Here is a 26,526-nt window from a genome sequence, read left to right as displayed (position 1 = left end):
ACAGACAAATTGACGGTGCGAGCGCGGTGACCGCGGCCTCGCCGTGACAGAAAGATGGAGATGAAGATGGATTTGGCGCAGCTGGAACAGGATATTGACGCGGCATGGGACGCGCGTGACACGATCGATGCCGATACCACCGGCCCGGTGCGTGACGCGGTGTCAGCGGCGCTTGAGCTGCTGGACAGTGGCGCGGCGCGCGTCGCCGAACCGCGCGGTGATCATCAATGGCATGTCAATCAGTGGCTGAAGAAAGCGGTGTTGCTGTCATTCAGGCTGAATGACATGGCGGTCATTCCGTCCGGTACCAGCTATCCCGGTCATGGCACGGCGTCATGGTGGGACAAGGTGCCGTCAAAATTTGCCGGCTGGGGCGAGACCGAATTCCGCAATGCCGGGTTCCGGGCTGTGCCGGGCTGTGTTGTCAGGCATTCGGCGCATGTCGCCGCCGGCGCCATCCTGATGCCGAGCTTTGTCAATCTTGGTGCCTATGTCGACAGCGGAACCATGGTTGATACATGGGCAACGGTCGGATCCTGCGCGCAGATTGGCAAGAATGTTCATCTGTCTGGCGGGGCCGGCATTGGCGGTGTTCTGGAACCTCTTCAGGCTGGTCCGGTGGTGATCGAGGATGATTGTTTCATCGGTGCCCGTTCAGAGGTTGTCGAGGGTGTGGTTGTCGAACAGGGCGCTGTGCTGTCTATGGGTGTCTTCATCGGGGCCTCGACAAAGATCGTCGACCGTGTCACCGGTGAGGTTCATATGGGCCGTGTGCCAGCCTATTCGGTTGTTGTTCCCGGCACACTTCCCGGCAAGCCGCTTGCCGACGGGTCTCCCGGTCCGTCGCTGGCCTGTGCGGTCATCATCAAGAAGGTCGATGAGAAAACGCGCTCCAAGACCTCTGTCAACGAATTGCTGCGCGACTGATGACACCGTCGCCGTCATATGCTGTCGAACTGACGCAGCGGTTGATCCGCTGTCCGTCGGTGACGCCGCATGAGGGCGGTGCGCTAGACTGTCTTGAAGGTGAGCTGACGGCGCTTGGCTTTGTCTGTCAGCGCCTTCCCTTTGGCGAGGGAGACGGGCGTGTCGACAATCTTTTCGCCCGTCGCGGCAGCGATGGTCCGCATATCAGTTTCGCCGGTCATACGGATGTCGTTCCGGTCGGTGATCACGATGCCTGGACACATGACCCGTTTGGTGCGGTGATCGAGGATGGCCGGCTTTATGGCCGTGGTGCGGCCGACATGAAAAGCGGTATTGCCGCCTTTGTTGCCGCCATTGCCCGCATACCTGTGGATGAAACGCAGGGATCGGTCAGTCTTTTGATTACCGGCGATGAAGAGGGCGACGCCATCAATGGCACTGTCAAGATGGTCGAATGGGCGGCGGCGAATGGGCATCATCCCGACATGTGCATTGTCGGCGAGCCGACCAACCCGAACGCACTTGGCGATATCATCAAGAATGGCCGGCGTGGCAGCCTGTCAGGCCATCTTGTCGTCGAGGGACGCCAGGGGCATGTTGCCTATCCGCATCTTGCCGACAACCCGGTGACAAGGCTGCTGGCGATGCTGGCGCCGGTGAATGGCTGTGAACTTGATTCGGGCACATCACATTTCGGCCCCTCGGTGGCGCATGTCACGACAATCGATGTTGGCAATCCGGCGACGAATGTGATTCCGGCGCGGGCCGAGGCGCAGTTCAATATCCGGTTCAATACCGAACATAGCGCGGACGGTCTGATCGGCTGGCTTGAAGAGCATTTTGCCAGGGTTGGTGGTGACTGGCGCGTCAGTTGGAAGTCGAACGCGGCCCCCTTCATCACCGCGCCGGGCCGACTGACCGATCTGTTGTCGGATGCCAGCGAGGCGGTAACAGGCCGCCGGCCTGAGCTGTCGACCACAGGGGGCACTTCGGATGCCCGCTTTATCACACATCTGTGCCCGGTGGCTGAATTCGGCCTGGTCGGGCAGACCATGCATCAGGTTGACGAGCATGTTCTGATCTCGGATATCGACGGGCTGAGCGCCATTTACGAGGAATGTATCCGCCGCTTCTTCAAGGAGGGCGCGGCGTGAGCGAAGCTGAGAATTCGTTGTCGGTGGCACGGCTTGCCGATCTGTTCAAACGGACGATTCTGGTGATGCTTGGTCGCCGACCGATGAGCGGAAGCTATGTATTCGATGCGCCGGCCGTGTGGCAGGCCATCTGGGCGTCGGTGATCTTTACCTTTGTCGTGTCCGTCTATCCGGGCCTTCGTGCCGGTGTCGGCGTGCTGGCGGCAAATCTGATCCTGCAGCTTGTCGCCGTGGTGGTCATGGTGCTTCTGTTTGCGACCATTCTGCGTGGTGCCGGCCTGTCCGACAGGATTTTTGCCTTTACGGTCCCCTTTCTGTGGGTCGAGAACGTCCAGCATCTTGTCGGCGGTCTGGTGCAGAATCTGGTGATCCTGTCCGGCGACGCGACGATGCTGATCCTGATCACCCCCCTGATTTTCTGGACGGTCTACTGGCTGTGGCGGATTGGGCGCGATCAGCTCGGCCGCGGTGGCTGGTTCGCCACCGGCTTGTTGTTCCTGTCATTTGTGATCGATGCCGGGCTGTTCCTGTTCGTGCAGTCCCGCGTTCAGGTGCCCGGATAATTCAATCCGGGCAGGTCACAGCGGATAGGTCACGCCGGTCAGATAAAGCCCCTCGGGCGGGGCGGTCGGGCCACCGGCAGACCGGTCACGCGCCTGCAATGCGCTGGCCACATCATCGGCTGTCCATTTGCCGGTTCCCACCAATGCCAGCGTGCCAACGATGTTACGGACCTGATGATGCAGGAACGAACGCGCTGCGGCATGGACATGTATTTCTTCACCCACCGGCTCGACCCGCAGCTCGTCAAGCGTCCGCAGAGGGCTGTCGGCCTGACACTGGCTGGCACGGAAGGTGGTGAAATCATGCCGCCCGACAAGATGCCCCGCCGCGTCCTGCATGGCGTCAGGATTCAGATCGGCGCGGTGATGCCAGACGCGCCCGCGATCCAGCGCCGGTGGCGCGCGCCGCGGCAGGATACGATAGAGATACCGTCTTCCGGTCGCAGAAAATCTGGCATGGGCATCGTTCGGTACCTCGCGCGCGGTGCGGACGGTTACCGGATGGTCTGCGGTCAGCGCGTTCAGGGCCGCCATCACCCTGGCCGCATCGAACTTGTCAGGGACGTCAAGATGCGCCACCTGGCCGGTGGCATGGACACCTGAATCTGTGCGACCGGCGCCCTGCACCAGACAGTCGGCCCCGGTCAGCTCGCGCGCCGCCGCCTCCAGAACCTGCTGCACCGACAGGCCATTATCCTGACGCTGCCAGCCGACAAACGGACCGCCATCATATTCAAGGGTGATAAAGATGCGCCGGGTCATTCGCGTGCCGCGTCGATGCTGTCACCGACAGACAGTGGATTGCCGTTCAGCCAGGCACGCACCGGCATCACCTTGCCACCTGCCGGCTGGATGTCGTCAAGGATGATCTCGCCGGCACCGGTGCCGATCCTCATGCCACCCTGCGAATCAAGCCCCAGAAACTGTCCCGGCATCGTGCCGTTATTATCGGTCCCCAGCCTGGCACTACGAATGCGAATCCGTCCCTTGGGTCCGGTGAACCATGCGCCCGGCACCGGCGTGAAGGCGCGGATTTGCCGATCAAGTGTCAAAGCTGGCAATTGCCAGTCGATCTGTGCCTCTGCGGGGGTCAGTTTTGGCGCATAGATGGCTGCCTGGTCATCCTGGGGTTGCTTGCGGTCCAGAATATCGGGGAGCTGTGCCACCACCTCGCCCAGCAAATCGGCTGTTATGGTGGCCAGCCTGTCATGAAGAGTGGCAGCGGTTTCGGCATCACCAATGTCACACTCCCTCCGGTCCAGGACCGGTCCGGTATCAAGACCGGCTTCCATGATCATCGCACAGACGCCGGTCTTTGCATCGCCGGCAGCTATGGCGCGCTGGATCGGCGCGGCGCCGCGCCAGCGTGGCAACAGCGAGGCGTGCCCGTTGATACAGCCAAAACGCGGCATCGCCAGTACCGCCGGCGGCAGGATCAGCCCATAGGCAACGACGACAAAAACATCAGCCTGCCATGCTGCCAGTGCGGTGGCGTCCTCTTGCGTTTTCAGACTTTCCGGATGGCAAACCGCCAGTCCACGTCCGGTGGCATGAGCGGCCACGGGCTGGGGGGTTTCGCGCATCCCGCGACCGGCACGCCGCGGCGGCTGGGTGTAGACAGCCACCACCTGATGCTCGTCCGCCAGCCGGTCAAGCGTCGGAATGGCGAATTCCGGACTTCCCATGAAGACAATCCGGCGGCGGGTCATGATCGGGTCCTATTCGTCGCCATTGACCTGGCGAAGCTCCTTCAGGGCGCGGCGCACGATCATGTCGCGTTTCAGGCGCGAGATATGGTCGATGAACAGAACCCCATTCAAATGGTCGATCTCGTGCTGCACACAGGCGGCCAGAAGCCCCTCGCACCGCATCATCTGTTCGCCGCCGTCAATGTCGATATATCTGACATCGACATGGGCTGGCCGTGTGACATCGGCGGTCTGTTTGGGGATCGACAGGCAGCCTTCCTCAAGCACCGCTGTCTCATCCGACCTGCCGACAATCTCGGGATTGATCATCTTGTGAAGTTCGGGTGCGTCATCGGGCCCGCAATCCATCACGATCAGCCGCTGCGAGACATTGATCTGTGGCGCGGCAAGACCGATTCCGGGGGCGTCATACATTGTTTCAGCCATATCATCCAGAAGCCGGCGAACCCCGTCTGTTACTTCTGGCACGGGTGCGGCCACCTGGCGAAGCATCGGATCGGGGATACAGATGATGGGGATCAGCGCCATAGCCCTGCCTTTTCCTGCCGTCACAATTCAGGTCATTGGAGTAGGGGATGCCGGCGAAGCAGTCAAGTTGCAGTCGGGGGGCGGCCATGCCAGACTGACCATCCCGGCGGCATCGAGGATATCGGGTTGCCGGGCGAATTCTTCGCTTCCGCCTTGCAGATACGGAACTGTCACACATGCCGCTCGACACGATGCTCATCCTTCTTGCGCTTGCCGTCATTGGTGGCCTTCTGTTCATGATTATGAAACAGCGATCCGGACATCAGGATGACCAGGCCATGGCCGAGCTGAAGGGTCAGCTTGCCCAGCTTGCCGCACAGTCAGGCGAGCTTCACAGGACCGTTGCCGCGCAGATGCAGGAAACCGAAGGCCGCCTTGGCACCCGTCTGGAAAATTCGCTTCGTGACCAGAATGAACGCACCAACCGCTCGCTTACCGGCATGGCTGAAAAGCTTGCCGTGATCGATCAGGCAAACGCGCATATCTCGGCGCTGTCCGGGCAGGTTGGCGAGCTTCAGAACATTCTGTCGAACAAGCAGGCACGGGGAAGCTTTGGCGAGGTGCAGCTGGAAAACCTTGTTCGCGACGCGCTGCCCGAAAATGCCTTCAGCTTTCAGCACACGCTCGGCAATGGCCGCCGCGTTGATTGCTTTCTGGACATGCCCTCCCCGCCAGGGGCGATCTGTATCGATTCGAAATTTCCGCTGGAATCCTATCGCGCGCTGACCGCCGCCAATGGCGAGGCCGACCGGGCCGCGGCGCGCCGGATGATGGAAACCGATGTCAGGAAACATATTGCCGATATTGCCGATCGCTACATCATTCCCGGCGAAACGGCGGACAGTGCGATCATGTTTCTGCCGTCGGAATCGGTTTATGCCGAAATCAATCTTCAGCTTCCCAAGCTTGTCGAGGAAAGCCGCCGCCGGCGTGTCTATATGGCCGGACCGGATAATCTGATGCTGATTCTGCACACGGTACGGGCGATCCTTCGCGATGCCCGCATGCATGAGGCTGCGGGTGTCATCAAGGCCGAGGTTGAAACGATGCTGCAGGACGTGTCGCGGCTGGACGAGCGGATCAAGAAACTGGCAACGCATTTCGGTCAGGTTGAAAAGGATATCGACGATATCCAGATCTCCAGTCGCAAGATTTCCTCACGCGGGGCAAAGATTACCCAGATTGATGTCAGCAATGACGGCGCACCGCCACCCGAGCTGCCGCCCGAAGCGACAGGGCAGGGTGGTCACTGACCGCCAATCCTGCCGCGTGCCTTCAGCGCCTGCGCCAGCGTGCCGTCATCGAGGAAGTCCAGTTCGCCGCCAACCGGCACGCCGTGGGCCAGCCTCGTCACCTCAATCGAGAGTGGTGCCAGCTTTTCATGAAGATAATGTGCTGTCGTCTGTCCCTCGACTGTCGCCGGCAGGGCCAGGATCACCTCGTCCACCTCTTCGCGGGCGCGGATCAGCAATCTGTCGATATTCAGTTCTGACGGCCCCCGCCCGTCAATGGCGCTGAGCGTGCCACCAAGAACGTGATACAGCCCCCGATAGACAGCGGCGCGTTCCATCGCCCACAGATCACCCACATCCTCGACAACGCACAATGTCTTGCGATCACGCTGCGGATCACGGCACAGGGCGCAGATGTCACCGGTATCAAGGTTGCCGCAATCGGCGCAGCTTCGAATGCTGCGCGCGACCTGGCCCAGATCCTCGGCAAGCGGCAGCATCAGCCGGTCACGATTCTGCAGCAGATGAAGCACCGCACGGCGGGCCGAGCGCGGACCAAGCCCCGGAAGGCGAGCCAGCCGCCGGATCAGATTGTCGAGCTGTGAATCCATGAAACTCCGGGACTCAGAACGGCAGTGACATGCCGGGAGGCAGCGGCAAGCCGCCGGTGATGTCCTTCATTTTTGCTGCCATTGCCGCGTCGGCCTCGGCTTTGGCGTTGTTTGTCGCCAGACAGATCATATCCTCGAGGATGGAAACATCATCGCCATCAACGGCAGCAGGATCAATCTTCACCCCGCGCATTTCGCCCTTGCCGGTGACAGTCACCGTGACCGCGCCACCCCCCACACTGGCGGTGAATTCGGTATCGGCCATTTCCTGCTGCAGCGCTTCCATGCGCGTCTGCATTTCCTGAACCTTTTTCATCATGCCGGCCATATTGCGCATCATGTCGGAATATCCTCATTCGGCTGATCCATAGCGGAGTCTGTCAGTGGTGTGACGGATTCGATCGTTGCACCGGGAAAGGTCTCGGTGATTGCCTTGACAAGCGGGGTTTCGGCAATGGTCTCGAATTCGCGCTGCTGTGCCTCGCGTCGTTCCTCGGTGATAGTCCTGCCACCGGGACCATCCGACAGGCTGACCATCCAGCGCGTGCCTGTCCAGTCACTGAGGCGGCGCGCCATGTCTCCTGGCAGGCTGTCCGGCGCGCCTTCGGTAAGACAGATGTCAAGCAGGCCGGGTTGCAGACTGACAAGCCGCACATGGCTGCGGATATGTGCCGCCAGAAGCGGGTCATCATGCGCCTCGGCAAGATCGGAAATATCCTGAAGCGAGCGTGGCTGTGATGTCGCTGTATCGGCGGGATCGGACTCCGGTGCCAGCGCCTCGGTTGGCAAGGCTGCTGTTGAATCGCCGCCACTGGCCCGCATCGCCGTCACCGGGGGCGTGTCATCCGCAGGCGTGGATGGCGCTGGATCCGCTTCGACGGGTGTTGTCGAAGCTGGGGATGCCGGCATGGCTGACGGCGCCGGCATGGCTGATGGTGCCGATTCCGGTTCTGCCGCTGTTGACGTCACGGTCGGCGATTGTGGCTCGGTTTCCGCAAGGCGCTTCACGATATCGCCCGGCGTTGGCATGTTCGCAAGATGCGCCAGCCTGATGACAAGCATTTCAGCAGCGGCCGGCGGTTGCGGTGCTGATGTTACCTCGGCATGGCCCTTCAACAGCATCTGCCATGCCCGGCCAAGCCGCGCAATGCCGATCGCGGCAAGCGAATCAATAGCGTCCCTCTCGGTTTCGAGAAGCGTGTCGAGCGGCCCGCCAGCGGCTTTCTGGCTGGCGCGATGAACAAGATCCAGCAGATCCGAGATGATCATTTCAGGCTCTGCGCCACCTGCCATGGTGGTTGTCAGCGCTGCGAGCGCGGCGGCCGTATCGCCCCGCATTGCTGAATCAAGAATGGCGATGGAATCATTGCGACCCGGCCGACCAAGCATGTCGGTGATGCTGTCGATGGTCATCCTGTCGGCGCTCATCGCCGCCGCCTGGTCAAGAAGTGACAGCGCGTCGCGGACCGACCCCTCGGCGGCGCGGGCAATGGCGATGATTGCCTCATTGTCGGCGGTGATCGATTCGCGCTCGCAGATCGTGCCAAGATGTGTCGCCAGAAGATCGGTCGGCACGCGGCGCAGGTCAAAGCGCTGGCACCGCGACAGGATGGTCACGGGCACTTTGCGGATTTCGGTCGTGGCAAAGATGAATTTTACATTGTCCGGCGGTTCTTCAAGTGTCTTCAGCAGCGCGTTGAAGGCGCTTTTCGACATCATGTGAACTTCGTCAATGATGTAGATCTTGAACCGCCCGGAGACAGGCCGGTAGCCAACCCCTTCGATGATTTCACGCGCGTCATCGACACCGGTATGGCTTGCCGCGTCGATTTCCAGAACATCGACATGGCGACCGGCGGCAATGGCCGTGCAGGGCTCGCAACTGCCACAGGGTTCCAGCGTCGCGCCGCCCTGGCCATCCGGTCCGATGCAGTTCAACCCGCGCGCAAGAAGCCGTGCTGTCGAGGTCTTGCCGACACCGCGAACGCCGGTCAGCACAAAGGCATGTGCCAACCGTCCGAGAGACAGCGCGTTTTCAAGTGTGCGGACAAGCGCCTCCTGGCCGATCAACTCGGAAAAACGCTCGGGGCGGTACTTGCGGGCAAGGACCCGGTAACCTGTCAGGACGATGTCGCTCATGATGTGTGAAACCTAGCGCAGCAACGGTGACTTTGCCACTGGTAACTGCCGGGTGGCGGCAGGTGACGCGCCGGTTGACGCACCGGTTGCCATGCCGGTCTGTGTTATCGCTGCATGATGGAAAGCGGAAGACTGAACAACCCGCGCAAAAACGACCCTGGCTGCTTCCTCTCGGACCTGACCGGTTAGACCGACAGCACGTCCGCCCAGCCTTCCTGGTCTCTATATGGATGAAAGCGACACAGGGGACAAGCCATTAATGTCACGGCCAGTCTGCTCAATTGCCGGCGCGCACCGGGCTTGCCGGATAGGTGCCAAGGATATTCACCTCGCCATCCTGACAATAGAAACGAAGCTCTTCCATGGCCAGTTTCATTGCCGGAGAATCGATATGGCCCTCGACATCAACATAGAATTGCGCGCGCTCGGTCGATCCGGGCCGCAGATAGCTCTCCAGCTTGGTCAGGTTGATGCCATTGGTGGCAAAACCGCCAAGCGCCTTGTAAAGCGCCGCCGGCACACTGCGAAGGGTGAACACGATGGTGGTCATCATGCGGTCACCATTCAGTGGCGGTGTGACATCGGTCCGCGACATGACAAGAAAGCGCGTGGTGTTGCGTTCTGCATCTTCGGCTGATGCCATCAGCACATCAAGACCATAGATCTGACCCGCCAGTTCCGAGGCAATGGCACCAATGGTTGGATCGCCGCGTGCGGCAATATCCTTGGCCGCACCGGCGGTGTCGGCATGCATCACCGGTGTCAGGCCAAGAGCGCGAAGACGCTCGCGGCATTGCGCAAGCCCCTGCGCGTGGCTGTGAACCTCGACCAGCGTTTCGAGCGTGGCCCCCTTTGGAGCCAGCAGTTGATGATTGACCCGCTGAAAATGCTCGGCGTTGATATACAGACCGGATTCTGGCAGCAGATGATGAATGTCGGCCACCCGCCCGGCGATCGAATTTTCGACCGGCACCATGGCCAGAGCGGCGCGCCCTTCCTGAACGGCGAGAATCATGTCCTCGAACGAGGCACAGGCAAGCACCTCCATATCCGGCTTCACGGCCTGACAGGCCATGTGCGAATAGGCGCCAAGAACGCCCTGAAAGGCAATGATGTTGCTGCTGTCGCTCATGAATTTTGGTGTCCGTTGATATCTTCAGGCGCACGTCCGCCGGCGCGCGAGTATCATGTCATGGCGTGAGGGTGTCAATGTTACAGACAGCAATGGTAAAGGCGGCAATGGCACAGATTGGCCGGTCTGCGCCACCGGCCTGTGTTCTGCCGCTGTTTACCCGTCACCAAGCCGTTGCCGCGTGGCGGCGAGATCTTCTTCTGTATCGACGCCGGCTGGCGCTGCGGCAATCTCGGCGACAGCCACCGTCATGCCAGCTTCAAGGGCGCGAAGCTGCTCCAGTTTTTCGGCCAGTTCCAGCGGTGAAGGCGGCAGTTCGACAAACCGCGCCAGGGCCTCGCGCCGCCATCCATAGACGCCGATGTGATGAAATTTCGGCGCCATGCCGGTCGGCACCGCGCCGCGGCTGAAATAGAGCGCCCTGCCAATATGCGGGTCTGAATCGTCGTCCTGCCAGCTGACAACGGCCTTGACGATCTGTGGACGCGCTGCCTCGTCTTCATCAGCCTTGGTAACAAGGGTCGACAGGTCGGCCTGGCTGCGCTGCGCTGTGGCAAGAAGGGTTTTCGGAATCATCGGGTCAAGCTCGGGCAGGTCGCCCTGAAGATTCAGAATCACGCTGTAGATCCGATCGGGGTCGATCTGCTCCACCGCCTCGAATGTACGGTCTGATCCTGACGGATGGTCGGCCCGGGTCTTCACCGCATTGCCGCCAGCAAGGCGAATGGCCTCGGCGATGGCATCATCGTCGGTTGCCACCCAGACAGGGGCGATGTCGGCGGCCATCGCGCGTTCCCATACATGCTGGATCATCGGTTTGCCGGCAATGTCGGCAAGCGGTTTGCCAGGCAGCCGACTGGCCGCCATGCGGGCAGGAATGATGATGACAGGTGACAAGGTTGCGCTCATGATGCGGCAATTCATCACATAATTGTCAATTTGCCTAGGCAAAAGGCGCAAATAGGCTGATCGGGGGCTTGAGGGCAACCGGCAATTTCGGTATGAGATGACCGTTGGGCAGACCGTTTGCGGGTCGGCCACCAGACAGTTTAGGGGGAGCTTCCGCTGCCGCGGGGGGTGTTAGTATGGACGAACTTGGTCTGAACAAGCTTTTTGCCGGTCTTCTTGTGGCTGGCCTGTTGCTGATGACTGGCGTGAAGCTTGCCGAAATCCTCGTGCCGCACAGCGAGCTCGAGCAGAATGCCTATGTCATCGAGGTGCCCGAAGGTGGGGCCGTCGCCGATGCGGCACCGGCAGATTCCGGCCCAGAGCCAATCATGGCACTTCTGGCCAGCGCGGATGTGGCCGCTGGCGAAAAGCTGGCCAAGAAATGCACCGCCTGTCACGTTTTCGACAAGGGCGGTGCCAACAAGGTTGGCCCGGCCCTGTGGAATGTCGTCAATGCCGACAAGGGCGTTGCTGAGGGTTTTGGCTATTCCAGCGCCCTGGCCGAGTTTGGCGGCCAGTGGGACTATGCGTCGCTGAACGCATTTCTGGCCAAGCCAAAGGCATATATTTCCGGCACCAAGATGAATTTTGCCGGCCTGAAGAAGCCGCAGGACCGTGCCAACATGATTGCCTATCTGCGCCAGCAGGCTGACTCGCTGGCCGCCCTGCCGACTGACGAGCAGATTGCCGCCGAAAGCGGCAGCTGAGGCACCATGCCGGATACCACCCGCATTCACAGCCAGCTCAGCGATGCAGAGCTGGCTGATTTTCTGCGCAGCCTTCCGTCTGTCAGCCGCCCGATCATCTCGAACTGGTTTCGCAGTGGCGGCACCATCGAGTGGAAGGCCGATGATTCGCCGGTAACTCTTGCCGACAAATCGGCCGAGCTGGCGCTTCGAGAAGCCCTGATCGCGCAGTTTCCCGATGATGACATCCTTGGCGAGGAACATGCACCGCATCATGGCAACAGCGGCTATTCCTGGATTATTGATCCGATTGACGGCACACGTGCCTTCATTTGCGGCAGGCCGGTCTTTGGCACGCTTGTCGGGCTGGTCAGGAATGATGATCCGGTCGCTGGCCTGATCGACATGCCGATGCTTGATGAAAGCTATGTTGCTGTTGGCAATGTGGCGACGCTGAATGGACAGACCATCGCCACCAGCAAGGTCAGCAAGCTTCGCAACGCGCGGCTTGCCACAACCGCGCCGGAGGCGTTGCTTGCAGACAGTCTCGACGCCTTCAACAGGCTCAGCGCCATCGCGGCAACAAACAGCTATGGCGGTGACTGCCACAATTACGCGCTTCTTGCGTCCGGTCATCTGGATGTGGTGCTTGAAGACGGGCTGGCCACACATGACATCATGGGGGTGGTACAGGTGATCCGGGCCGCTGGCGGCACGGTGACCGACAAGACAGGCGCGCCGGTGTCGATGAGCCATTCGTCAAGCCTTCTTGCCGCGGCGACGCCGGAGCTTCATGCTGAAGCCCTTGCCATCGTGAGAGCCGGGAGCTGACAGGGGACGGGCGATGATTCGGATCGGCTTTTATGGCAACGCCAGCGACATCGCCAAATGGGAAACCTCTCTTGCCACGCGGCTGTCCGATTTCGAAATTCATGAATTGCTGAGCGAGGCCGGTGCGGCAAGTGATGTCGCGCTTGTCTGGGCACCACCCCCGTATGCCTTTGCGAACTGTCCCAATCTGCGTGGTATCATCATGCAGGGACAGGGCGTCGACCACATGATGCGCGACGATACCGTTCCGCGTGACATACCCCTGGTACGCCTGATCGACCCTGACATGGCCAACGCGCTCAGCCACTGGGCGATTTTGAATGCACTGGATTTCTGGCGCGATGGTGCCGCATACCGCGACCAGCAAAATGCACGACACTGGCGCTCGCTGCCCCAGCGGCCGGCGACGGGTGGGCGTGTCGGGGTTCTTGGTGTCGGGGCTATCGGGACGGTGATTGCGACGCGTTTCGCGGCGCTGGGATTCGATGTGCGGGGCTTTTCCAGATTGCCAAAGCAGATTGACGGGGTGGAGGTGTTTGCCGGCATGGACCAGCTTGCCGACTTTGCGACTGGACTGGATATCGTGGTGTCGGTGCTGCCCCTGACCCCGCAGACAACGGGCATCATGGATGCCGCCTTTTTCAACAGGCTGGCGCCGGGTGCGTTTGTTATCAATGGCGGTCGGGGGCCGCAGGTGGTTGATGATGACCTGCTGGCCGCCCTCGAGTCAGGCCGGATCGGCGGGGCTGCCCTTGATGTATTTGCGGTTGAACCGCTGCCCGAAAGCCACCCTTTCTGGACGCACCCGAACATCCGTGTCTGGCCGCATGTGGCGGCACAGACCAACGCCACGTCGGCGGCCGATCAGGTTGCCGCGGCGATTGTGCGGATGATGGCTGGCGAATCGCCGGCGAACCGCGTTGACTGGGCGCGCGGCTACTAGCCGAAAGTTACCGGGGGGCGGCAAGCCTTTCGATATAGGTGAACAGCGCACGAAGCCCCATCGCCTCGCCGCCGCGTGGCCGGCCTGGCCGTCCGGACAGATTCCATGCCATGACATCGATATGCGCCCAGTTCGTTTCCTTGCCGGCAAACCGGCGCAGGAACAGCGCCGCCGTGATGGCGCCGCCGTAACCTGAATGTCCGGTGCTGGACAACGCCACATGGCCGGCATCCAAATGCCGCTCATACGGCTCGAACAGAGGCAGTCGCCACAGCGGGTCTGCCGCCGTGTCCGCCGCGGCAAGGATGGCACTGGCGGTATCATCCCGATTGGCGAACAAAGCTGGCAGTTCGGTGCCAAGGGCCACCCGCGCCGCGCCTGTCAGCGTGGCAAAATCGATCATGAAGTCCGGGTCGTCCTCGCAGGCAAGCGTGATCGCATCGGCAAGCACCAGCCGTCCCTCGGCATCCGTGTTGCCAACCTCGACAGGCAGACCGGCGCGGGTGTCGATCACATCGAGGGGTCGCATCGATTTCGCGGACACGGCGTTTTCGGCCGTTGGCACCAGAACCCGCAACTGCACCGCAAGACCGGCCCGCATCACTGCCGTGGCAAGGCCAAGCACCGTTGCCGCCCCGCCCATATCCTTTTTCATCAGCTCCATTGCCTTTGAGGGTTTCAGGTCAAGTCCCCCGGAGTCAAAGGTGATGCCTTTGCCGATCAGGGTGACTTTCGGGCCGCTGTCACCCCAGCGCATGTCGATCAGGCGCGGCGCGATTTCGGCGGCGCGCCCCACCGTGTTGATAGCCGGATAGCCGGTGGCAAGTGCCTCGCCTTCGGTCACTTCGATGGTCGCACCAAACCTGTCCGCGAGATGGCGTGCGGCGTCCTCAAGCCCGGCCGGGGTCATGTGATTTGGGGGGGCGTTGATCAGATCGCGGCAAAAGGCGGTGCCGCTGGCAAGACCTGCCAGACGTTTGCGCGCCGGCGCATCCAGGATCGCGGCAAGGCAGAGTTCGCGCGGCGCGCTGTCCGACGCCTCGCGGTAGGCGGTGAAACTGTATTGTGAAAGTGCCCAGCCAAGGCCAATGGCGGCAGGATCAATAGCCTGATCGTCCGGCTCTGCCAGAGACCACCGGCCGGCCGGCAGCGCCTTGGCAATCGCGGCGGCGTTCCAGATCGCATCTTCCGGATCGACAATGGCTATCGCATCATCGCCGCCCGGTGTCGGCAGAAGGCACGCCGTGCCAGCCTTGCCGGCAAAGCCGCTGGCGGTGATCCATTCACGGGTCGCATCATCGGCTGCCAGCTGCCAGCCATCATAGTCCTGAAGGGTTAAAAGCCGCAGGCTGCGGGCCTTGTCATCATGCGGGACAAGGCCAAGTTCGTCTGGTTCACGAAGTGGAAATCTGGTCATAACCTATCCATCTGTTCAGGTGTGGCGAGGGCACGGACACGCCCCATGCGCATCTGCAGCGTCACACCACGCAGTCCGACATATATCGTAAAGGCGGCAAAAAGGCCATTCAGCCCGGCCCCGCCAAATACCAGCATCGCGACACCGAAAAGGCCGCTTGATACCAGCATCGCGTTGCGCATCTCGCGGCTTTGCGTGGCACCGACAAATACTCCGTCCATCTGAAATGCCAGAAATGACAATGGTGGCAACAGCGCCGCCCAGTGCCAGTGCGCAAGTGTCAGCTCTGCCAGATCCTGCTGCGAGGTCAGCAGGCCGACAATCCACGGCGCGCCGATCCAGATCAGCGCGCTGATGAACAATGCCATGCATCCCGACATGATATTGGTGCGGCGCACAACCTGATCCAGCATCGGCAGGTTCCGACGTCCAACAGCTTCGCCGACCAGCGCCTCGGCGGCATGGGCAAAACCATCCAGCGCAAAGCAGATCAGCCCGAACATGACAAGAATGAGCTGGGTTGCGGCAAGCGAAAGATCACCGATGCCAGCCGCCTGGTTCAACAGCACGGCCTCGCTGATCAGGATCAGTACGGTGCGAATGACGATATCACTGCCAATGATGAAGAACCTGACAAAGGCCGCCGGATCGAGCCAGGCCGGGTGGCGGCTGAATATGCGCCTTTCGACCCCGGCAAGAAGGTCTCGCCATTGCCATCTGACCAGTCCGAGCGTGACCACCAGCCCGACCCATTGCGCGATAACCGATGCCAGCGCCACCCCTTCGATCGTCATGCCAAGGCCAAGCACGAAAACCAGGTTCAGCGCCAGATTGGCAAGGTTGATGAAAATGATCTGGACCATCGCGAGGCGCATCTGCTGGCGTCCGAAAATACACCCCAGCAGCACCATGTTGGCAATCGCCGCCGGCACCGCCAGAAGCCGGATGCCGACATAGCGGTGCATCAACGCCTCGACCGCATCGCTGGCGGTCAGCAACGCGCCGGTGACAATATGCACCACAGGTGTGCCAATGACGAAAATGAAGCCAAGACAGAATGCGAGGATCAGTCCACGGACAAGATGGTTCTCGATCTCGGCAAGATCGCCGCGCCCCTGTGCCTGGGCGACCAGCCCGGTTGTACACATGCGCAGGAACCCCAGACCGAAATAGATGAAACTGAATATCAGGCTGCCAAGCGCCACCCCGCCGACATAGCTGGCATCATCGAGCCGCCCCATCATCGCCGTATCCGCGGCCCCGACAAGAGGGAAGGTCACATTGGCGATGATGATCGGCCATGTGATGGACCATAGATGGCGCCAGCTTGTCTGTTGCTGCCATGGATGGCTGCCAGCCTGTGCCGGGGAGATGTAGGTCATGATCCACCGTCGGACGGTAATGAATCGCCACCCTACAGCCAGCTGCTGCGGGGGGCAATTCATATGGCAAACATGCCGAAAAAATGCTTTAACGTGCTGGCGGTCTCCGGTGCGACAGGCGACCGGCAATCCAGAGGATCGTCAGTGCCCGTGACATTCAAGAAATCGGCCAAGAAATCTGCTGGAATATCGGTGCTGTTGGTGGTGCTGGCATGTCTTGGGGCTGCCGTTCTGGTCGGCCATCAGACCGTGCCGCCGATGGATCGTGACGAATCCCGCTTTGCCCAGGCAAGCAAGCAGATGGTGCAGACGAGCGATCTTGTCACGATCCGCTTCCAGGATGATATCCGGGCCAAGAAACCGGCGGGCATCTACTGGCTTCAGGCGGCATCGGCATCGCTGTTTGGCGACAGCAACATTGCCGCCTATCGCCTGCCAAGCCTGCTTGCCATGCTGCTGACGGTCTATGGCACCTACCGTATGGCACGCACACTTTACAAACCGCATCGTGCCGTGCTGGCTGCCGCTGCCTGTGGCACTGCGCTGACTGTCCTTGCCGAGGCGCATCTGGCAAAGACGGACTCGGTACTGATGCTGCTGTGCCTGATCCAGCAATATGGGCTGATGCGCATTTACCAGGCCTGGCAGCATGGGCGCAGACTGTCCTATCATTCCTATCTGTGGGTGTGGCTGCCAATGGCGGCAGGGGTGCTGGTCAAGGGGCCGGTGGCACCTTTGCTGGCGCTGACGACGGTTGCAGCGCTGTCAGCCTGGCATCGCAATGTCACATGGCTGCGCATGCTGCGCTTTGGGCGGGGAGTCCTGATCCTGTGTCTGGTGACACTTCCCTGGGCGGTGCTTGTTACGCTTGCCACCGACGGGGCCTTTCTCGATATTGCGTTTCGGGGCGATTTTCTTGCCAAGGTTCAGTCCGAGCAGGAATCGCACGGCGCCCCTGTTGGCAGCTATCTGTTGCTGGCGATGTTTCTTCTCTGGCCGGCCAGCCTGTTGCTGCCACGAGCCATCAGCCAGATGCCGCTGCTATTGTCGCATGTCGAAAGCCGGTTCCTGCTGGCCTGGATACTGCCCTTCTGGGTGCTGATCGAATTCGTGCCAACGAAACTGCCGCACTATCCGTTGCCGGTTGTGCCGGCGATTATGGTGCTTGCTGTCTGTGCCGTTGACGCTCCGATGGCCGGCCTCGCCAAGGGCGGCATGCGTGCGGTGGCGCGCCGCTGGCTGGCCTTTGCCAGCGAAGCTGCCATGATCGCCGCCGGGCCGGTTCTTGTTGCCTGTTTTGGCTGGGCGGCACTGACCTATGGCGGAATTACCGGCGGCCGTGCCTTTGCCTTTGCCATGCTGTGCGCGTTGCTGGGCGGGTTGGCATTGTGGCAGAGCCTGGTGTGGCACCGGCACGGAGGTATCCGTCCGGCCATGCTGGTCATGGCTGCCGGCGCGCTGATGAACCTGGTTGCCATTGGCGGACTGATCCCGTCATTGTCCAGGATCCATCTGGCGCGTGCCATCGACACCGCAATAACAGAATCCGGCCCCTCGCCTGCCGCCATTGCGGCAGCAGGGTTTCATGAACCTTCGCTGGTGTTTCATCTTGGCCGTGATCTGCTGCTGGTCGATGGCGGCGAGGCGGCGCTGTTCCTTGCCGAGGCACCAGGCGGCCTTGCCATTGTCGAGCGCGATCAGCAGGCGGCCTTTCTGGATATGGCTGGCTCACTTGGCCTCGGTGTTGACGCCATTCGCCAGATTGAAGGCTTCAACATGTCGAAAGGTAAAGATGTGTTAATTTTTCTTTATCGTGCTGATGCGTTTGACCCGCGCGACGTGAGTGGGTAAAGAAACGCACATGCCAACGCGATCATTCCTGCCGCAATTATGTCTGTCGCGGTTGTTTCCGCCGCGGTTGTTTCTGTCTCTGCCGAGTTTGTCTTAATGACCCGAACCAAGGCTGCCGCCACATCACCATCCGCGATCGAGATTTCGATTCTCGTGCCGGTCATGAATGAGGCTGGAAATATCCGTCCGCTGATCGAGGAAATCGGTGCCGCGCTGGCAGGGCGCCGCTTCGAGATCATCTATGTCGATGATGCCAGCACCGATGACAGCCCTGCTGAACTGGCCGAGTGTGCGGCCGACATACCCGAACTTCGCGTGCTGCGCCACCAGTCCCGCGCTGGACAGAGTGCGGCTATCAGATCGGCGCTGCTGGCGGCGCGTGGACATCTGATCGGGGTCCTTGATGGTGATGGCCAGAATGTTCCGGCCGACCTGCCGGCGCTCGAGGCGGCGCTGTTGGCTGAAACCGACCGGACAGGCCGGGTCGGCATGGCGGCCGGGATCAGGGCCCGCAGACAGGACAGCGCGATGCGGCTGCTGGCATCACGGGCCGCGCGTTGGATCCGGCGCAGTCTGCTGGCCGATACGCATCCCGACAGTGGATGTGGCATCAAGATATTGCACCGCTCGCTGTTCCTGCAGCTTCCCTTCTTCAACCATATGCACCGGTTCATGCCCAGTCTGGTGCGGCGGCATAATGGGGTGGTTGTCGGTGTCGAGGTGGCGCATCGTCCACGACTTCGTGGCAGTTCCAAATACCGCATTCTGGATCGGCTTGTTGTCGGGATCAGTGATATTGTCGGTGTGATCTGGCTGCTGCGCCGCGCGCCGCGTCAAGGTGAGGTGACCGAGATCACAGTTGGCCGGAATACCGTCAGCAAGGCCGGCAAGACCACGGGCCGGACGGCCAGCAAAAGGGGAGCCGGCGCATGATCGCCTTTCTGTCATCGCAAATCGAGGCAGGCGCGCGCGCCTTTGCCAGCGTTCTTGTCACATTGCTGCCTTTTCTGCCCGACAGCCTGGTTACAAATCCCGAACGCATCATGATCATTGTCGGTTTTGCCGGGCAGGGTCTGTTCGCGATGCGCTTTATCATTCAGTGGCTGTCTTCGGAAAAACAGGCCAAGTCGGTAATCCCGATCGCGTTCTGGTACTTCTCGATCGGCGGTGGTGCGGTGCTGCTTCTCTATGCCATCTGGCGACAGGATCCGGTGATCATATGTGGTCAGGGTCTGGGCCTGTTCATCTATCTGCGGAATCTCTATTTCATTCGACGCGAAACCTCGTCCGACAGCTGATCTGTGGTCACAGGGTTGTGTTCCCCATCGCCATCAGCATGTCCCACTGCGCTGCTGTGACGGGTGTCACCGACAGGCGTGACTGGCGCACAAGCGCCATATCGGCAAGACGTTCATCAGCCTTGATTTCGGCAAGTGTGACAGGTCTTGTCATGCCTTTCACGGCTTTCACCGTGACCATGCCGAACCGGCCACTGGCGTCTGTCGGATCGGGATGATAGAGCCTGATCACCTCGACAATGCCGACGATCTGCTTTTCATTCACCGAATGATAGAAGAACGCCAGATCGCCGATTTCCATCGCTTTCATATTGTTCGACGCCTGATAATTGCGCACGCCGTCCCATCCTTCGCCCTCGTCGCCCTTGGCCTGCTGGTCATCCCATGACCAGGTTGAAGGTTCCGATTTCATCAGCCAGTAATTCATCCTGCCCTGCCTTTCCGTGATCGTGCCGGGATCATTATCTGTCGAGGTAAGGTGTGTCGCCAGCTATTCAACGCCGACTATTCAACGCCGGCTATTCAACCCCGACCCGGCGCGCCAGCAGGCTGGCCACAACCTGACGCAGGTCGGCATCCTGATTGATCACACTGTCAACACCCATGGTAATGGGAAGCTCAACGCCAAGCTCGATGCCGCGTGCCGCCAGTGCCGCCACACTATGGCGTCCTTCGGCCAGCCGGTCCGACGGGGTCTCGCCGCGCCCAAGAGCCAGCCCGTAGGCCATGTTGCGCGAATGGGGCCCGGCACAGGTCAGGGCCAGGTCACCGGCCCCGGACAGGCCGTAAATGGTGTCGGGCTGCGCACCGGCGGCGACGGCAAAGCGCGCCATTTCGGCAAGGCCGCGCGTGATCAGGGCTGCGCGTGCATTGTCGCCAAGACCAAGGCCGGCAGCGCAACCGGCGGCAATGGCAATCACATTCTTCATCGCCCCGCCAATGGCAACACCGATTGGATCAAGATTGCCATAGACGCGAAGATGGCTTCCGGCAAAGGCTTGCTGGACGGTGTCAATGGCCTGTCTGTCCGTGCTTGCCGCCGTGATGGCGGCGGGAAGCCCCTGCATCACCTCGTCGGCAAATGTCGGGCCGGACAGGATCACATGCGGGGTGTCAGGCAGCATCTGTGCGGCGAGTTCGGATACCAGCATCGGCGTGTCGCCATCCATCACCAGGCCTTTGGCGCATAGTACAACCGGCGCCATGGTCGGTGCATGGGCCGCAATCAGACTCAGGCTGGCGCGGGTCGCGGCAACCGGCACAACGACAAGGGTCATCTCGGCCGTTGACAGGATTTCCGGGTTGGTGGTGGCGTCAAATCCGTCAACCGCAGGAAGATCGGCAAGCTGTCGACAGCGCCCGTCTGCCAGTAATGCGGCGCTGTCCTGATTGCGCACCAGCAGGGTTGGCATCGCCGTGCCACAGCGTAGCGCATGTGCAAGCGCGGTCCCCCAGCTGCCACCGCCAATGACAGCGGCGCGGATCATGCCCGCACCCCGCGACCGGGCGGCGGTGCGGCATCAGGGTCAAGCGGCCAGCGTGGTCGCGGCGCAAAGCTCAGCCCGTCCGGGCTCTGCCGTCTCTCAAGCGCTGCCCAGGCGATCATCGCGGCATTGTCGGTACAAAGCCAGGCTGGTGGCACGACAAGATTGAATCCGGCATCGGTGGCCTCGGTTTCCAGCCTGTCGAAGATCGCCCTGTTGGCGGCAACGCCACCGGCAATGACCAGTGTTGACGGGCCATATGCGCCGGCAAACCTGTCCATGGCCCAGCGTGCCCGGTCGGCAAGGCAGTCGGCAATCGAGGCCTGAAGCGATGCTGCCAGATCGGCCAATGCGGACCTGTCACCATCTGTCGTCAGCGCCGCATGCCGCGTCGCCACCGCCGTCTTCAGCCCGGAAAACGAGAAGTGACAGTGATCGGCCCCCTTGAGTGGCCGCGGCAGTCTGATCTTTCCAGCATCGCCATCGGCGGCAAGGCGTTCGATTGCCGGACCGCCGGGATAGCCAAGCCCCATGATCTTGGCACTTTTGTCAAACGCCTCGCCGGCGGCATCATCCATCGTTGTGCCATAGCGTTCATAGGCACCGGGTCCATGAACGGCCAGAAGCTGGGTATGGCCGCCCGACACAAGCAACAGCAGATAGGGAAAGGCGACAGGCGCGACCAGACGTGGGCTGAGCGCGTGGCCTTCAAGATGATTCACGGCGTAATAGGGAATGTTCCGTGCCGTGGCGATGGCCTTTGCCGTCACCGTTCCCACAACGACCCCGCCAATCAGTCCCGGTCCCCCTGTTGCCGCCACCCCGCCGATGGCATCAATGTCGATTCCGGCGCTGGCAAGTGCCGAGGCGATCACCAGATCGATGGCGTCGAGATGCGCCCGCGCCGCGATTTCCGGCACCACACCCCCATGTGCGGCATGGATGTCCATCTGCGAAGCCACCTCGCTGGCAAGGATGTTTCCATCTTCGGTCACGATGGCGGCCGCTGTTTCATCGCAGCTGCTCTCGATGCCGAGCATCAGGAAGGGGTCATTCATCAGGCGGCGTCCATATCTTGGGATTGCGGTTCGAGCATAAGGCATCGCCGCCGGGTTGATAAGTCCCCTGGCTGGTGGCTTTTTATTTTGCAACTGTGGCGACCGGGCATTATTACAGGCGGCTATGACCCAATTGTCCGATATCTTTGCCGCGCATCCGCTCATTCTGGGAAGCCGTGCGTCGGCCTTGGCGCTGGCGCAATCCGATATCGTCCGCGAACGCCTGGCACCGCTGGCGACAGACATTCTGTCACTGACAACGCGCGGTGATCGGATCCTCGACCGTTCGCTTGCCGATGCGGGTGGCAAGGGGCTGTTTGTCAAGGAGCTGGAGCATCAGCTGCTTGCCGGACATTGTGACGCTGCCGTTCATTCGATGAAGGATATGGAAACGGTCTTTGCCGAGGGCACCACCATTGCGGCGGTGCTGCCGCGCGAGGACAGGCGCGACGCGCTGATCGGGCCTTTCGAGACGATCGACTCGCTTCCCGAAGGCGCGGTGGTCGGCACGGCATCGGTCCGGCGTCAGGCGCTGCTGCGTCACCACAGGCCGGACCTGCGGATCGAACTGCTTCGTGGCAATGTCAATACGCGGCTGGCTGCGCTTGCCGAAGGTCGATATGATGTCATCATCCTTGCCATGGCCGGCCTGCGCCGGCTTGGGCTTGATGTGCCGCATACGCCGCTGGACCCGGCGATCATGCCGCCGGCAGCGGCACAGGGTGCGCTGGCCATTCAGATCCGTGACGGCGACAGTGATCGCGACCGGGCGGTGGCGCACGCCATTGCCGGCCTGAATTGCGCGCAGGCAACTGCCGAGGTGACGGCGGAACGCGCCCTGCTGGCCTATCTTGACGGATCATGCCACACCCCGATTGCGGCCAGTGCGACGCTTGATGATGGCGGCATGCTGAATCTTGACGGCATGGTGCTGCGGCCGGACGGGACAGCGGCGCATCGTGGCAGTGAGGTTGCGCCACAGCAGGATGCGGTCGCGCTTGGCAGACAGCTCGGCGCCAGACTGCTCGAGGCGGCCGGTGGGCGCGACTTCCTCGCCTGAGATGAGAATGGCTGATGCGGCGAATGACAGATGACGACAGACTTCATCCTGACAGTCCGCCCGGCACCTGATGGTGCCCTGGATGTTGCCGCGCTGGAACGGCGCGGTGTGGCGGCGCTGGCAGCGCCGGTGATGGAAGCGATGTATCTCGACATGACGGTTCCGGAGGCCGGCACGGCAGGCGGGCTGATTTTCACCAGCCGTCATGCCATTGCCGCTTTCCTTGACAGTTTCGACGGTGGGCTGCCATCCGTCTGGTCCGGCATGCCGGTCTTTGTCGTCGGGCGCGCCACCGGGCGCCTTGCCCGGCGGGCAGGGTTCCATGATGTGACGGTCGGCACCGGCGGTGGTGCCGGCCTGGTGCCGCTGATACTGGCCCGCCATGATCTGTCGTCCTTGCCGCTTCTGTGGCCCTGTGCGATGCATCGTGGGTTTGACATGCAGACCGCGCTGGCACCGCAGATCGAGGTGAAGATCCATCCTGTCTACGAGATGGTCGCGATTCCCCGGTTCGATGATACGGCGATCGCAAGGCTTGGGAATGGCCGTATTGCCGGGGTGATTCTGATGTCGGCGCGCTCGGCAAGGTTGTTTCGCGAGATGGTGTCGGAACATGATCTGGACGCGCACATTCCCCATATCACTTTGATTGCCGGAAGCGCGGCCATTGCCGCCGCGGCCGGGTCGGGCTGGCGCGAGGAATTCATCGCCAAACGTTCGACACGCGCACGGCTTTTAGCTATTGCCGCTTTGTTCTATCATCGTCATGCAGCAAGATATTGACGGCATGCCGCGTCCAGATAGCCATGTCCAGACAGCTATGTTCAGACAGCCATGTTCAGATAGGGGCCTGACAACAGCATGAGCAGCAAAGAGACTCCAGACACCGATCCGGACATTATCGAAGGTGTTGCCGTGGAAAAGACCGGCGGGCCGACCGGGCGTCGGCGCGCCGCTGGTCGCAACAGGGCGCGGTCCGGGGCCGAAGGCAAAGGCCCATCATCCACCGGCGCCCGGCCAGACAATATGACATCAGACAATGATGAATCCGCCAATGCCGCATCTGGCCACTCGGCCTCGGACGGGTTCGGTGACGCTGCGTCATCAGGCGAGACAAAGCGCCGGCGTTTTGGTTTGCCGGTCATGCTTGGTGTGCCGGCCCTGGTGCTTGTTCTTGCGGGGGGCGGTCTTCTGCAATGGATGGCGGCGCGCCACGAAGCCCAGCTTCGTGTCGAAATTGAAGGGCTGGCGGCGCAGATGGCAGCGGCCAATGACGCGCTTGCCAGCATGCAGGCTGAACTGGCAGCTGTTGACAAAGGTCGGGCCGAAATCGACGCGCGCCTTGACGGCATCGAGGCCAGCCTGCCGCAGGATCCGGCAGACGCGCTGTCGGCATTGTCGAAGCGTCTCGACATGCTGGCGGCTGACATGGATGCATTGTCTGCTGCCAGTGATGCCGCGCAGACGTCTATCGATGGCAGTTTACCCAACACAGCTTTGGCGTTGGCCCAGGCCGGGTTTGGCGCGGCAAACGCGATGAATGCCGCCAATCTTGTCGGGGGCGATCCTGTACAATGGCTGTCGGTGCTTGAGGAATTGGCACGGGCCGGTCTCGATATTGAGGGTCTGGCCGGCATTCAGGCGCTTTTGACCCCGCCGCCCGCGACGACGACACAGCTTCTTGCCAGCGGCGTCGATCTGGCCGGTGACCTGCGGCGTGATCAGAATGAGGCTGCGGGCTGGTGGCAGAATGCGACTGGCCGGCTTGCCGGGTTTATCAGGCTTCGCCGCAGTGAGGAATCATCCTCGCGTTCAGATGGCCAGCGTGATGATCCGGTGCCGCTTGACGTGTTTGCCAATGCCCTTCGCGCCGGGAATCTGCTCTCGTCGGTTGCCGCCAGCCGGCAGATTGTGCCGGCCTCGGCGCGTCTTGCCGCATGGCAGGCGCAGGCCCAGCGCCGACTTGACCTTGACGCGGCGCTTGTCGGTCTGATGGCTGACATGACGTCACGTCTTGCCGCCACCGGGGTGACCGACTGATGTTCGGACGTCTTCTCGGTCTTGTCATTCTTGTTCTGTTTGGCGCGGCTCTGGCAGCCTGGCTTGGTGCCCAGCCCGGCATGGTGCAGCTTGAATGGCTTGGATGGCAGCTTGAGATGCGCACCAGTCTGGCGGTGGCGATCCTGGTTGTTCTGGCGCTGGCCCTTGTGCTGACCGACAGGCTGTTTCGCGGTCTGCTTGGGTTGCCGTCATGGCTTGGCCGTAACCTTACCAGGCGGCGGACAGAGTCGGGACACCGGGCTCTGGCGCTTGGGCTGATGGCGGTGTCGGCCGGCGAGCCGGACGAGGCGCGTCGTCAGGCGGCGCGGGCGCAACGGTTGCTTGCCGCGCCACAGCTGACCGACCTGCTGTCCGCGCAGGCGGCGCACATGTCAGGCGATCACAAGGCTGCCGGGCGGTATTTCACCTCGCTGACGCGCGGCAAGGATACCGCCTTTCTTGGTCATATCGGTCTTGCCAGACTGGCGCTGGAGAATGATCAGCCTGATCAGGCTCTGGCGGCGGCCCGGCTGGCATTGGACCTGCGTCCGAAATCCGCGCTTGCGGCGCGCCAGGTGATGGTGCTTGAAGCGGAGCGTGGCAACTGGGCGGCGGCACTGCCGGCACATGCTGTTGTCGCGGCGGCGGACGGGCATGATGATTCGATGCGGTATCGTCTGGCACGGCAAAGGGCGGCGCTGGCCTATCTTGATGCGCTGGCGATGCTTGATGCCGGGGCCGACAGAAAGGCGCGCCGTACCGCAGCTGCCAGCCTCGAGGCGGCGATCGACGCCTGGCCCGAATTCTGGCCTGCCGCGATGCGGCTTGCCACGCTTCACGAAGAGGATGGAAGTCCCCGCAAGGCTGTGAAATGGCTGGAAAGAGCCTTCAAATCTTTGCCGCATGACAGGATCGCGGCGATGCTGCAGACAGTGTGGAAGGTGAATGACGGTGGTCATGTCGCCAGATTGGTCAAACTGATGCCAAAGGATGGTCCGCGTGCCGATGAAGGACGGCTGGTGGTGGCCACAGCGGCGATGACACATGGTCTTGTCGGCGAGGCAGGCAGGTTGCTTGACGAGATTGCCCCGGCCCATCGGGATGCCGCGGCCTGGCGCCTTGTCTCGCGTCTTGCTGCCGAGGCAGAGGACCACGTTGCGGAAACAGAGGCCCTTCGTCAGGCCGGTGAGGCACCGCGTCCACGTTGCTGGCAATGCACCGAATGTCAGCTTGTCCATGATGAATGGCAGGGCCATTGCGCGGGCTGTGCCGGTTTTGCCACCTTGGAATGGCGGCGGCCCGACGGGGTGGCACCGATCCTGCCATCATTATCCGGTATCGGGGTGAACAAGCCCGATTGAACCTGCCGGGGAAAGCCGCTATAAGCGCAGCCACTGCCCGCTTAGTTAAATGGTATAACGGGTCATTCGTAATGATTAGTTGGGGGTTCGATTCCCTCAGCGGGCACCATTTCTTCATGTACATCACTGATATGTCAGCATTTTATGTGCTAACAGGTCAGGTGACGTACAG

Annotated in this window: 27 protein-coding genes, 1 tRNA gene and 1 other RNA gene; 15 read left to right on the top strand and 14 right to left on the bottom strand. The window is 61.5% G+C overall.

The features are described from left to right. Positions 1-66: 66 nt before the first annotated feature. The 3 genes from dapD to AB3X55_13130 are packed head-to-tail and all read left to right on the top strand — an operon-like array spanning position 67 to position 2,644. On the top strand, positions 67-927 hold the full coding sequence (dapD, locus tag AB3X55_13140; protein ID MEX0504531.1) for a 2,3,4,5-tetrahydropyridine-2,6-dicarboxylate N-succinyltransferase: 861 nt from the start codon (positions 67-69) through the stop codon (positions 925-927). Next, the gene (gene dapE, locus AB3X55_13135; protein MEX0504530.1) at positions 927-2,081 is read left to right on the top strand and encodes a succinyl-diaminopimelate desuccinylase; all 1,155 of its coding nucleotides are present in this window, start codon (positions 927-929) and stop codon (positions 2,079-2,081) included. Before dapD ends, dapE begins: the two co-directional genes overlap by 1 nt. Then, positions 2,078-2,644 (top strand): hypothetical protein, encoded by a 567-nt coding sequence (locus AB3X55_13130; GenBank protein ID MEX0504529.1) that lies wholly within the window; start codon positions 2,078-2,080, stop codon positions 2,642-2,644. Before dapE ends, AB3X55_13130 begins: the two co-directional genes overlap by 4 nt. Before the next feature lie 15 nt (positions 2,645-2,659). On the opposite strand, the gene truA is transcribed toward AB3X55_13130, so the two are convergent. From truA to def, 3 genes are read right to left on the bottom strand one after another with little or no spacing between them, the layout of a single operon-like run. Next, entirely contained in the window at positions 2,660-3,406 is a 747-nt protein-coding gene (gene truA / locus AB3X55_13125) for a tRNA pseudouridine(38-40) synthase TruA (protein MEX0504528.1), read from the bottom strand. Next, on the bottom strand, positions 3,403-4,353 hold the full coding sequence (fmt, locus tag AB3X55_13120) for a methionyl-tRNA formyltransferase (GenBank protein MEX0504527.1): 951 nt from the start codon (positions 4,351-4,353) through the stop codon (positions 3,403-3,405). The genes truA and fmt overlap by 4 nt, the downstream gene beginning before the upstream one ends. Before the next feature lie 9 nt (positions 4,354-4,362). Continuing rightward, a complete protein-coding gene (gene def / locus AB3X55_13115) occupies positions 4,363-4,881 on the bottom strand; it encodes a peptide deformylase (protein MEX0504526.1) in 519 nt (172 codons plus the stop codon). 176 nt (positions 4,882-5,057) lie between these two features. Here def and AB3X55_13110 point away from each other — a divergent pair, with 176 nt between their 5' ends. Beyond that, positions 5,058-6,134 carry a DNA recombination protein RmuC gene (locus AB3X55_13110; protein ID MEX0504525.1) on the top strand — a complete coding sequence of 359 codons (1,077 nt, stop codon included), beginning with the start codon at positions 5,058-5,060 and terminating at the stop codon, positions 6,132-6,134. On the opposite strand, the gene recR is transcribed toward AB3X55_13110, so the two are convergent. The 6 genes from recR to AB3X55_13080 form a co-directional block, all read right to left on the bottom strand. Continuing rightward, positions 6,128-6,724 carry a recombination mediator RecR gene (gene recR / locus AB3X55_13105; GenBank protein ID MEX0504524.1) on the bottom strand — a complete coding sequence of 199 codons (597 nt, stop codon included), beginning with the start codon at positions 6,722-6,724 and terminating at the stop codon, positions 6,128-6,130. The genes AB3X55_13110 and recR overlap by 7 nt on opposite strands. A 13-nt stretch (positions 6,725-6,737) precedes the next feature. Further along, positions 6,738-7,061: a YbaB/EbfC family nucleoid-associated protein gene (locus AB3X55_13100; protein ID MEX0504523.1), complete on the bottom strand. Its 324-nt coding sequence runs from the start codon at positions 7,059-7,061 to the stop codon at positions 6,738-6,740. Then, positions 7,061-8,863 (bottom strand): DNA polymerase III subunit gamma/tau, encoded by a 1,803-nt coding sequence (locus AB3X55_13095; GenBank protein ID MEX0504522.1) that lies wholly within the window; start codon positions 8,861-8,863, stop codon positions 7,061-7,063. Before AB3X55_13095 ends, AB3X55_13100 begins: the two co-directional genes overlap by 1 nt. A gap of 120 nt (positions 8,864-8,983) precedes the next feature. Next, positions 8,984-9,082, bottom strand: an RNA gene (gene ffs / locus AB3X55_13090) — signal recognition particle sRNA small type. Between the two features lie 58 nt (positions 9,083-9,140). After that, the gene (locus AB3X55_13085; GenBank protein ID MEX0504521.1) at positions 9,141-9,995 is read right to left on the bottom strand and encodes a prephenate dehydratase; all 855 of its coding nucleotides are present in this window, start codon (positions 9,993-9,995) and stop codon (positions 9,141-9,143) included. Between the two features lie 156 nt (positions 9,996-10,151). Then, entirely contained in the window at positions 10,152-10,904 is a 753-nt protein-coding gene (locus tag AB3X55_13080; GenBank protein MEX0504520.1) for a 3-deoxy-manno-octulosonate cytidylyltransferase, read from the bottom strand. A 176-nt stretch (positions 10,905-11,080) separates the two neighbouring features. Between AB3X55_13080 and AB3X55_13075 the strand changes: the two genes are divergently transcribed. The 3 genes from AB3X55_13075 to AB3X55_13065 are packed head-to-tail and all read left to right on the top strand — an operon-like array spanning position 11,081 to position 13,403. Beyond that, on the top strand, positions 11,081-11,650 hold the full coding sequence (locus AB3X55_13075; GenBank protein ID MEX0504519.1) for a cytochrome c family protein: 570 nt from the start codon (positions 11,081-11,083) through the stop codon (positions 11,648-11,650). A 6-nt stretch (positions 11,651-11,656) separates the two neighbouring features. After that, entirely contained in the window at positions 11,657-12,460 is an 804-nt protein-coding gene (locus AB3X55_13070) for an inositol monophosphatase family protein (protein ID MEX0504518.1), read from the top strand. Between the two features lie 13 nt (positions 12,461-12,473). Continuing rightward, complete coding sequence (locus AB3X55_13065; GenBank protein ID MEX0504517.1) at positions 12,474-13,403, top strand: 2-hydroxyacid dehydrogenase; 930 nt, start codon at positions 12,474-12,476, stop codon at positions 13,401-13,403. Between the two features lie 7 nt (positions 13,404-13,410). Here the strand turns inward: AB3X55_13065 and AB3X55_13060 are convergent, their stop codons facing one another. Both AB3X55_13060 and AB3X55_13055 read right to left on the bottom strand, forming a co-directional pair. Continuing rightward, positions 13,411-14,820, bottom strand: coding sequence for a M17 family metallopeptidase (locus AB3X55_13060; protein MEX0504516.1), 1,410 nt, complete (start codon positions 14,818-14,820; stop codon positions 13,411-13,413). Continuing rightward, complete coding sequence (locus AB3X55_13055) at positions 14,817-16,202, bottom strand: MATE family efflux transporter (GenBank protein ID MEX0504515.1); 1,386 nt, start codon at positions 16,200-16,202, stop codon at positions 14,817-14,819. Before AB3X55_13055 ends, AB3X55_13060 begins: the two co-directional genes overlap by 4 nt. A gap of 150 nt (positions 16,203-16,352) precedes the next feature. On the opposite strand from AB3X55_13055, the gene AB3X55_13050 reads away from it, so the two are divergent. The 3 genes from AB3X55_13050 (at position 16,353) to AB3X55_13040 (ending at position 19,351) form a co-directional block, all read left to right on the top strand. After that, positions 16,353-18,053, top strand: a complete 1,701-nt coding sequence (locus AB3X55_13050) for an ArnT family glycosyltransferase (GenBank protein MEX0504514.1) — start codon at positions 16,353-16,355, stop codon at positions 18,051-18,053. A 96-nt stretch (positions 18,054-18,149) separates the two neighbouring features. Beyond that, on the top strand, positions 18,150-18,986 hold the full coding sequence (locus AB3X55_13045) for a glycosyltransferase (protein MEX0504513.1): 837 nt from the start codon (positions 18,150-18,152) through the stop codon (positions 18,984-18,986). Continuing rightward, positions 18,983-19,351 carry a lipid-A-disaccharide synthase N-terminal domain-containing protein gene (locus AB3X55_13040; protein MEX0504512.1) on the top strand — a complete coding sequence of 123 codons (369 nt, stop codon included), beginning with the start codon at positions 18,983-18,985 and terminating at the stop codon, positions 19,349-19,351. Before AB3X55_13045 ends, AB3X55_13040 begins: the two co-directional genes overlap by 4 nt. A gap of 7 nt (positions 19,352-19,358) precedes the next feature. On the opposite strand, the gene AB3X55_13035 is transcribed toward AB3X55_13040, so the two are convergent. The 3 genes from AB3X55_13035 to tsaD form a co-directional block, all read right to left on the bottom strand. Next, positions 19,359-19,778 (bottom strand): EVE domain-containing protein, encoded by a 420-nt coding sequence (locus AB3X55_13035; GenBank protein MEX0504511.1) that lies wholly within the window; start codon positions 19,776-19,778, stop codon positions 19,359-19,361. A 91-nt stretch (positions 19,779-19,869) separates the two neighbouring features. Then, positions 19,870-20,838: an NAD(P)H-dependent glycerol-3-phosphate dehydrogenase gene (locus tag AB3X55_13030; protein MEX0504510.1), complete on the bottom strand. Its 969-nt coding sequence runs from the start codon at positions 20,836-20,838 to the stop codon at positions 19,870-19,872. Then, entirely contained in the window at positions 20,835-21,893 is a 1,059-nt protein-coding gene (gene tsaD / locus AB3X55_13025; protein ID MEX0504509.1) for a tRNA (adenosine(37)-N6)-threonylcarbamoyltransferase complex transferase subunit TsaD, read from the bottom strand. Before tsaD ends, AB3X55_13030 begins: the two co-directional genes overlap by 4 nt. A 124-nt stretch (positions 21,894-22,017) precedes the next feature. Here tsaD and hemC point away from each other — a divergent pair, with 124 nt between their 5' ends. The 5 genes from hemC (at position 22,018) to AB3X55_13000 (ending at position 26,463) form a co-directional block, all read left to right on the top strand. After that, on the top strand, positions 22,018-22,953 hold the full coding sequence (hemC, locus tag AB3X55_13020; GenBank protein MEX0504508.1) for a hydroxymethylbilane synthase: 936 nt from the start codon (positions 22,018-22,020) through the stop codon (positions 22,951-22,953). A 30-nt stretch (positions 22,954-22,983) separates the two neighbouring features. Continuing rightward, complete coding sequence (locus AB3X55_13015; GenBank protein ID MEX0504507.1) at positions 22,984-23,736, top strand: uroporphyrinogen-III synthase; 753 nt, start codon at positions 22,984-22,986, stop codon at positions 23,734-23,736. Positions 23,737-23,814: 78 nt separating this feature from the next. Then, positions 23,815-24,993 carry a hypothetical protein gene (locus AB3X55_13010; GenBank protein MEX0504506.1) on the top strand — a complete coding sequence of 393 codons (1,179 nt, stop codon included), beginning with the start codon at positions 23,815-23,817 and terminating at the stop codon, positions 24,991-24,993. After that, a complete protein-coding gene (locus AB3X55_13005; GenBank protein ID MEX0504505.1) occupies positions 24,993-26,354 on the top strand; it encodes a heme biosynthesis HemY N-terminal domain-containing protein in 1,362 nt (453 codons plus the stop codon). The genes AB3X55_13010 and AB3X55_13005 overlap by 1 nt, the downstream gene beginning before the upstream one ends. Before the next feature lie 35 nt (positions 26,355-26,389). Continuing rightward, positions 26,390-26,463 (top strand) — tRNA-Thr (locus AB3X55_13000). Positions 26,464-26,526 lie beyond the last annotated feature (63 nt).

The organism is Alphaproteobacteria bacterium LSUCC0719 (assembly GCA_040839025.1).
Taxonomy (GTDB): Bacteria; Pseudomonadota; Alphaproteobacteria; order Puniceispirillales; family Puniceispirillaceae; genus UBA8309.
The sequence above is the reverse complement of the archived record's forward strand: the minus strand, read 5'-3'. Positions and strand labels throughout refer to the sequence as shown.